This window comes from Nonomuraea sp. KM90, assembly GCF_052246675.1.
GTDB lineage: Bacteria > Actinomycetota > Actinomycetes > Streptosporangiales > Streptosporangiaceae > Nonomuraea.
Map to the genome: position 1 here is coordinate 1 of NZ_JBQQCB010000241.1, position 7,617 is coordinate 7,617.

The window sequence follows — 7,617 nt, forward strand, 5'->3', positions numbered from 1 at the left end:
CCACCCCCGAAGATCCGGCCACCTGGTCCGGCCTGCCGCTCTGCGAGTCCCGCACCGCCTGGCGGCTGAGCGGCCACCCCACGCCGCCCCCGGAGGAGCCCCCGGTGGTCCGCCTCGCCCCCGCCTTCGACGAATACGTCATGGGCTGGCGCAGCAGGGACCCCGTCCTGGCCGCCGAACACGCGAGGAAGGTGTTCCCCGGAGGCGGCATCCTGCGCCCGGTCGTGCTGGTGGACGGCGTGATCAGGGGCGTGTGGGGGCGGAAGGGCGCCCAGGTGACCGTGCAGCCGTTCGGCGAGCTCCCCGACCTGTCCGACGAGACAGCCGACGTGCGCCGCTTCCTGGAAGCGTGAAAGCAGATCCGTGTATCGGGTGATAACAGATGACCACTGATACATCGGAAGGTTGCACATGACGGGGGAGACCATCGCGGCCACGGTGCCCTGGGCGGCTCGCGCGCCCGGGATCCTGGACGGCGCCCTGCACGACACCCTGCACGACACCCTGCACGACACAGAGGCGTTCGCCGCCGTGTTCGACGCCCACTTCGGCGAGATCCACGCCTACGTCGCCCAGCGGCTCGGCCCCGACCTCGCCGAGGACATCGTCGCCGAGACGTTCCTCACCGCGTTCCGCAAGCGCGCCCAGTACGACCCGTCCCGCGCCGGGGTGCGCGCCTGGCTGTACGGCATCGCCACGAACCTCATCGGCAAGCACCGCCGCCTGGAGGCCCGTACGCTGCGCGCGCTCGGACGCTTCGGCCCCGACACCGACTCGCCGGGCCACGAGGAGTCTGTGGCCGTGCGGGTCAGCGCCCAGAGCCTGCGGCCGGAGCTGGCCGCCGCCCTGGCCGGCCTGGACCGGCGCGACCGCGACGTCCTGCTGCTGGTCGCGCTCGCCGGGCTCAGCCATGACGAGATCGCCACGGCGCTCGGCATCCCGTACGGCACCGTCGGCTCCCGGCTGAACCGGGCCCGCAGGAAGCTGCGCGCCCTGCTCGGGGAGGTGGCCGCCGGTGGATGAGCTGATCCGCGAGCTGTACGGCGAGCCGCGCCCGGACCCGCGGGCCCAGCACCGGGTGTGGCGGCGGGTCACGGCCCGGCGCCGGCGTCGGCGGCTGACCTGGCTGGCGATCCCCGTCGCCGCGGCCCTCGCCGGGATCGTCCTGTACGCGACCCCGCCCGAGCAGCCGATGGAGGCGGGCCGGACGATCCTGCTCACGGCCGCCACCTCGGCCGCGTCCACCGCTTCCGAGGGCACCTACTGGCACGTCAGGAAACTGCACGACGGCGGCAGGGAGACCGAGCTCTGGGTGACCAGGCAGGGCCGGGCATGGACCGCCGAGCAGGGCCGGGTCAGCCGGGTCACCGGCCGCTCGCCGTTCAGCATGGCGGGGCGCGACCTGACGTACGAGCAGATCCGGGCCCTGCCGTCCGACGCCGCCGCGCTGCGCGAGCGCGTGGCCGCGATGCTGCCCCCGGGCTCTGCCGGGCTGCTCGCCGACGCGCTCGGCGGCCTGCTGTGGACCAAGCCGTCCGCGTCCGGCGTGCGCGCCGCCGCCTACCGGGCGCTGGCCGACCTGCCGGAGGTCCGCTACCTGGGCGCCGCCACGGACGCGCGGGGGCGCGCCGGGGAGGCGTTCGCGTTCGGCCTGCCCTCCGGCGTCGAGCGGACCCTGATCATCGACCCGGCCTCCTCACAGGTGCTGTCCAGCGTGGACGGCACCGGGAGCTCCGAGATCGTCCTCACCGCGGGCTGGACCGACCAGGGTCCCGCCTGAAGCCCGCCTTCTGACGCGCCGCGCGCGGGACGGTGGGTCTCGCGCGCCCTGAAACAGGAGCCAAGACGTGTTCTGGCGTGCCCGCACGACCTCCGGCCGGGCCATCTGCCTGAGCGACCAGTTCCCACAGACCAAGGTGGAGGAGGTGATGCGCGGCCTGGTGACGTTCGTCGGGCTGCCGCCCGTCCGGCTCAATCCCGGCGGGGAGATCGACTGGACCGCGAACCCGCACGGAAACCGCTCCTGGGCCCTGAACCTGCACGCGCTGCGCTGGCTGGGCCGCCTGGTCGCCGAGTACGAGCGCACGGGCGCCCAGGCGTACCTCGACCGCGCCGCCACCGTGGCCGACCACTGGCTGCGCTCGAACCCCCGCGGCGCCCGCGGCATCAGCCCGTGGGCGTGGGCCGAGCACGCGGTCGCCCTGCGCGCCCCGGTGCTGGTGTGCCTGAGCGAGCACGTACGAACCGGGCGCCTCTGGGACGGCCTCGCCGAGCACGGCGAGATCCTGGCCGACGCCTCGCTCTACCGCGAGGGCCACAACCACGGTCTGGACCAGGACATCGCACTGCTGGTCGTCGGCTGCCGCCTGGGCCGGGCGCGCTGGCGGGACCTGGCCGTACGCCGGATGACCGCCTCGGCCGAGCTCGCCATCGACGCCCAGGGAGTCCTGCACGAGCAGGCCCCCCGCTACGGCCTGTACGTGCACCGCCGCCTCGGCGTCGCCCTGCGCGCCATCCGTGAGAGCGGGGCCGAGCTCCCGGAGCGGCTGGTGGCCAGGCGGCGGGCGCTGGAGGCGTACGTGTCGCACGCCACCCGGCCCGACGGCCGCCTCGTCCCCATCGGCGACAGCCCCGCCGACACCCGCGCGGACGGCTTCCCCATGTCGGGCCCGCCGGTGCGGGTCTTCGACGGCGGCTACGTCTTCGGCAGGACCGCCTGGAACGACCCGGCAGCCACCCACTACTCGATCAGATTCGGCCCCGGCCGCCGCCTCCACGGCCACGAGGACCACCTGAGCATCACGTACTTCGCCCACGGCCGCCCGATCCTGGTGGAGGCCGGGTTCCACTCCTACGAACGCACCGGCTACGTCGACTGGACCCGCTCCCCGGAGGCCCACAACGTCCCCATCCCCACCAGCGCCCCCTTCCACCCCGGCTCGCCTACTGACCTGCTGGCTTCCTCCATCACCCCGTCACACCAGTCGTTCACCCTGGCCGACGACGCCTACGCCGTCCGCCGGACCCGCCACATCCTGATCACCCACAACCCGCCCATGCTCGCCGTGGCCGACTCGGTCACCTCAGGCGCCCTGCGCAGCCTGTGGCACTTCGACCCGACCCTCGGAGTCCTGTCCCAGCGCGACGGAGCGGTGGTCCTGGGAGACGACGGCGGCTTCCGGGTGACCCTGCTCCAGTCTCCCGGCCCGGGCCAGGCGATACGGCCGGGCCTGGTCGCGACGGGCTACCTGCGCACGGCCGAGAACGTCACCGTGCTGTCCCCGGAGGCGGCGACCGTGCTGACGGTGATCGTGCCTCATCCGCCCGGGTAGCGGCGTCACCCGGGCGGGGTCAGAGCCAGTCGCGGCGTTTGAAAACGGTGTACAGCACCAGGCAGACGGCCCCCATGAGCACGACGGCGAACGGATAGCCGAACGCCCAGTGCGTCTCCGGCATGAAGTCGAAGTTCATCCCGTAGATGGTCCCGACCAGCGTCGGGGCGAAGAGGATGGCCGCCCACGCCGAGATCTTCTTGACCTCCTCGCCCTGCCGGATGCTGGCCTCGGTCATCCGCGCCATCTCCGCGTTCTGGGCCTGCGTCACCAGCGTCGAGTTGACGACCAGGATGTTCTGCAACATCTGGCGGAACGACGAGATCCGCTCGGTCACCGTGATCGCGTGGTCGGCCACGTCACGCAGGTAGCTCTGCAGCTCGTCGGTCACCCCGTACTTCCGCGCCCCCGCGATGAACCCGTGGATCATCCCGACCAGCGGCGCCGTGGCCCGCTGGAACTCGATCACCTCGCCCGACAGCTCGTACACGCGCCGCGACACCGACGGGTCGCCGCCGAAGACCTGGACCTCGATCTCCTCGATGTCCTTCTGCAGCCCGGCCACCACCGGCGCGTAGCCGTCGACGACGGCGTCGAGGATGGCGTACAGGACGGCCTGCGGGCCCTGCCGCAGCAGGTCGGGGTCGGACTCCATGCGCTTGCGCACGGAGTGCAGGTTGGGCGCCTCCGCGTGGCGTACGGTGATCACGAAGTTGGGGCCGACGAAGACGTGCACCTCGCCGAACGCGACCTCCTCCACGTCGTCCAGGTAGCGGGCGGCCCGCAGCACCACGAACAGCGTGTCGCCGTAGCGGTCGGCCTTGGGCCGCTGGGAGCCGACGATGGCGTCCTCCAGCGCCAGCTCGTGCAGCTCGAACTCCTCGCCGAGCTTGAGCAGCTCCCGCTCCTTCGGCCGGTAGAGCCCGATCCAGGCCATGGCCTCGGGCATCTGCTTGAGGCGTTCGAAGGCGTCGGCGAGCGAGCCGGGGTTGTCGACCCGCTCGCCGTTCCGGTAGATGGCGTTGTCGATGACCGTGGGCCGGTAGGGTCGCGTCTCCGTGGCACGCGGGTCCATCGAGTGCTCGGGCGCTTCCTCGCGTACGTCTCCGCTGCGCCTGAACCCCTTCACCCTGGCCATGGAAAACCCTCCACTAACGCCTCATGACGGACGGAACTCTTCGAGCTGTCGTGTCGCGCGGTCCCTGATGCTCTTGCGCCACATGGGTGTCCAGCCGAACAGCAGCCCGTGCGGCTTGCCCAGCGCCATCTTCGACCACCGCTTGAAGTCGAACTCGTCGTGGTGGCGGACGATCAGGTCGTCCTCGAACCTGAACAGGGCGTCGATCTCGTTGACGACCTCACGTCCGGTGCTGGAGAAGGTGTAGTGGGCCGTCCAGTGCGCGGTGCCGCTGAAGTCGCCGGCCGTCACGTCGCGGTATTCGGACTTCAGCCCGTTACGCACTCCGAGCTGCAGCCGCCACATGCTCATCACCCTGTCGCGCCCCTCGACCTCCTGGAAGATGGGATCACCGAAGCTGACCTCAGGGTGGTAGCAGCGCTCCATGGCCGCGAAGTCAGCGCGCCCCAGAGCGTCGTAGAAGGCGCTGATGAGCGCCACGTGCCGATCGTTCACCCCTCTATCAGATCATGGCCGCACCGTTGTGCCAGCAGACGGCCCGTAGCCAGGCGTCGCCGAGGTCGAGGCGGGCCAGCGCGTCGAGCTGATGGGCATATGGGTACGGGATGGTCGGGAAGTCACTGCCGAGCACCACCTTCCCCGCCAGCCCGAGATCAAGCAGCGCGGGCCGCAGCCGGGCCGGGAACGGCATGCCCCGCTCGCTGAAATCGGTGAACGCCATCGTCGTGTCCAGCGCCACCCGCTCGTGGCGCGCGGCGAGCTCGAAGAACGCGTCGTACTCCGGCATCCCCAGATGCGCGATCACCACCCGCAGCGCCGGATGGTCGCGCAGCACCTCACTGATCGGCCCCGGCCCGACGTACCCACCCGGTACGGGCACCGAACTGGCGTGCACCACCACCGGCACCCCCGCCTCGGCCAGCAGCCCCCACACCTCGTCCAGCTCGGGAGCCCGCGGATCGAACCCGCCCACCTGCAGGTGCACCTTGAAGATCCTGGCCCCGTCCGCCAGCGCCCGCCGCACGTACGCCACCACCCCTGGCTCGGGGAAGAAGGTCGCCGACGGGAGGCATCCAGGTGTCCGCCGGGCGAAGTCCAGGGTCCAGGCGTTGAGATCGGGCGCCATGTCGGGCTTGTGCGCGTAGGCGAGGGCGGGGAACGAGCGCACCCCCAGTTCCCGCAACCGCTCGACCCGCTGCTCGACCGGCCACTGGTACGCGATCCGCCACCCGTCGCCCATGAGCGGCCCGCCGTGGTCGAAGTGGTGCCACACCCGCCGTTCCATCCGCTCGGGCAGGAAGTGCACGTGCAGATCGATCAGCCCCGGCAGGCCCAGCCCGCCCCACCAGCCGGGCACTCGCGCGTCAGAATCCGGTTCTGTCACCACGGTGCCGACCTTACCGACACGCCCCCTGCGGGAGCGCCCTTCTCATAGGAAGGACCGAGCCCGGGAAGGGTGCCGAGAGGCTAGGGTTTCTCCTCGATGGACAAGTTCTGGGCGCACCTCATCAAGGTTCAGCCTGACCCCGACCCCTGGATCGTGGGGGTCTCGGCGCTGGCCGCGTTAGTGATCGTCGGCTTCCGCATGCCCTGGCAGGTCTCCAGGGGGCTGATCACGATCGCCCACGAGGGCGGCCACGCGCTGATGGCGCTGGTCACCCGGCGCAAGCTCGAGGGCATCCGCCTGCACTCCGACACCTCCGGCGTGACGCTGACCAGGGGCAGGCCCACCGGCCCCGGCATGGTCCTGACCGCGCTCGCGGGCTACCTGGCGCCGCCGCTGCTGGGGCTGGCCGCCGCGTGGCTGACCGAGCAGGGCCGCATCACGCTGCTGATCTGGACCGTGCTGCTGTTCCTGGTCTGCATGCTGCTGCTGATCCGCAACCTGTACGGCGCGCTGATCCTCCTGGTCACCGGCGGCGCGGTGTTCGCGTTGATCATGTACGCGCCGGCCGACGTCCAGCAGGTCGTGGCCCTGGTCGCGGTGTGGTTCCTGCTGTTCGGCGGGATCCGGCCGATCATCGAGCTGCAGCGCAAGCGGAGCCGGCGGCAGGCCAGGGACTCCGACGCCGACCAGCTCGCCCGGCTGACGTTCCTGCCCGGCGGGTTCTACGTGTTCTTCTTCCTGCTGATTTCTGTGGTGTCCATGGCGTTCGGCGCTTACCTCATGAACCCGCTCTAGTCTCGAAATTTCGCACTAAACTCCTCAGCAACAGGGGGAGAGTGGAGTGCTGCCAGCCGAGGACGCACCCGGCTACCGGGTCCTCGATCAGGCGGGTCAGGGCGGGTTCGCCGTCGTGTACCGCGCCTACCAGGAGCGTCTCGACCGGGTCGTGGCGCTCAAGGTGCTGTCCGTCGACCGGGTGGACCAGCGCACGATGCGCAGGTTCCAGCGCGAATTGCAGCTCACCGGCCGCCTCACCGGGCACCCGAACGTCGTCACCGTCTTCGACACCGGCGTGACGCGGTCCGGCAAGCCGTACATCGCGATGGACTTCTTCGAGAACGGCTCCCTGCGCGACAAGGTCCGCAAGGAGGGGCCGCTGCCGGTGCCCGACGTGCTGCGGGCCGGGGTGAAGCTGGCCGGCGCGCTGGCCGCCGTACACGAGGCCGGGGTCCTGCACGGCGACATCAAGCCGCAGAACATCCTCATCTCCCGGTACGGCGAGCTCGCGATCGCCGACTTCGGCGTGGCCAGGGTCGTGGACGCGGCGGAGATCTCGGCCACCTCGCAGGCGTTCACCCCGCTGCACGCCGCCCCCGAGGTGCTCACCGGCCGGCCCCACTCGGCCTCGACCGACCTCTACTCGCTCGGCTCCACCCTCTACCACCTGCTGGCCGGCCGGCCCGCCTTCCACAACCCGGTGGACCCGTCGATCGCGCCGCTGATGTACCGGGTGCTCAGTGTCGAGCCGCCGCACATCAACCGCGCGGACGTGCCACCGGCGGTGTTCGCCACGATCGTGCGGGCCATGTCCAAGCAGCCCGAGCTCCGGTACGGCTCCGCCCGGGAGCTCGCCCGGCACCTCCAGGAGCTCCAGGCCGAGCTGGGCCTGTCGGTGACGGACCTGGTCGGCCAGGACCCGGGACCCGGCCCCGGGATGTCCACGGTCCCCCGCCCGCGTCACGACCCCGCCACCCCACCCC

The 7,617-nt window shown here is 71.4% G+C and carries 9 protein-coding genes; 6 read left to right on the plus strand and 3 right to left on the minus strand.

The genetic code is table 11. The annotated features are described in order from the left end of the window. The 4 genes from ACTWPW_RS62040 to ACTWPW_RS62055 form a co-directional block, all read left to right on the plus strand. Nucleotides 1-353 (plus strand): DNA glycosylase AlkZ-like family protein (locus ACTWPW_RS62040; protein WP_443174710.1); only part of this gene is annotated, 353 nt, incomplete at its 5' end. A gap of 58 nt (nt 354-411) precedes the next feature. After that, nucleotides 412-1,023 carry an RNA polymerase sigma factor gene (locus ACTWPW_RS62045; protein ID WP_443174711.1) on the plus strand — a complete coding sequence of 204 codons (612 nt, stop codon included), beginning with the start codon at nt 412-414 and terminating at the stop codon, nt 1,021-1,023. Continuing rightward, nucleotides 1,016-1,780 (plus strand): hypothetical protein, encoded by a 765-nt coding sequence (locus ACTWPW_RS62050; RefSeq protein WP_443174712.1) that lies wholly within the window; start codon nt 1,016-1,018, stop codon nt 1,778-1,780. The genes ACTWPW_RS62045 and ACTWPW_RS62050 overlap by 8 nt, the downstream gene beginning before the upstream one ends. A 67-nt stretch (nt 1,781-1,847) precedes the next feature. Continuing rightward, entirely contained in the window at nt 1,848-3,332 is a 1,485-nt protein-coding gene (locus ACTWPW_RS62055; protein WP_443174713.1) for a heparinase II/III domain-containing protein, read from the plus strand. A 19-nt stretch (nt 3,333-3,351) separates the two neighbouring features. Here ACTWPW_RS62055 and corA read toward each other — a convergent pair whose 3' ends face one another. Genes corA through ACTWPW_RS62070 form a run of 3 tightly spaced genes read right to left on the minus strand, consistent with a single transcriptional unit; the run spans nt 3,352 to nt 5,854 of the window. After that, nucleotides 3,352-4,470 (minus strand): magnesium/cobalt transporter CorA, encoded by a 1,119-nt coding sequence (gene corA, locus ACTWPW_RS62060; RefSeq protein ID WP_375118817.1) that lies wholly within the window; start codon nt 4,468-4,470, stop codon nt 3,352-3,354. Between the two features lie 21 nt (nt 4,471-4,491). Beyond that, complete coding sequence (locus tag ACTWPW_RS62065) at nt 4,492-4,965, minus strand: nuclear transport factor 2 family protein (RefSeq protein WP_375118818.1); 474 nt, start codon at nt 4,963-4,965, stop codon at nt 4,492-4,494. Between the two features lie 7 nt (nt 4,966-4,972). After that, nucleotides 4,973-5,854, minus strand: a complete 882-nt coding sequence (locus ACTWPW_RS62070; protein WP_375118834.1) for an amidohydrolase family protein — start codon at nt 5,852-5,854, stop codon at nt 4,973-4,975. A 99-nt stretch (nt 5,855-5,953) separates the two neighbouring features. On the opposite strand from ACTWPW_RS62070, the gene ACTWPW_RS62075 reads away from it, so the two are divergent. Both ACTWPW_RS62075 and ACTWPW_RS62080 read left to right on the plus strand, forming a co-directional pair. Continuing rightward, nucleotides 5,954-6,652: a M50 family metallopeptidase gene (locus ACTWPW_RS62075; RefSeq protein WP_364117543.1), complete on the plus strand. Its 699-nt coding sequence runs from the start codon at nt 5,954-5,956 to the stop codon at nt 6,650-6,652. A gap of 46 nt (nt 6,653-6,698) precedes the next feature. Continuing rightward, nucleotides 6,699-7,617 (plus strand): serine/threonine-protein kinase (locus tag ACTWPW_RS62080; protein ID WP_443174714.1); only part of this gene is annotated, 919 nt, incomplete at its 3' end.

Coding starts and splice junctions, on each gene's coding strand:
- ACTWPW_RS62045 (WP_443174711.1), top strand. CDS start 412: ATGACGGGGGAGACCATCGCGGCCACGGTGCCCTGGGCGGCTCGCGCG.
- corA (WP_375118817.1), bottom strand. CDS start 4,470: ATGGCCAGGGTGAAGGGGTTCAGGCGCAGCGGAGACGTACGCGAGGAA.
- ACTWPW_RS62075 (WP_364117543.1), top strand. CDS start 5,954: ATGGACAAGTTCTGGGCGCACCTCATCAAGGTTCAGCCTGACCCCGAC.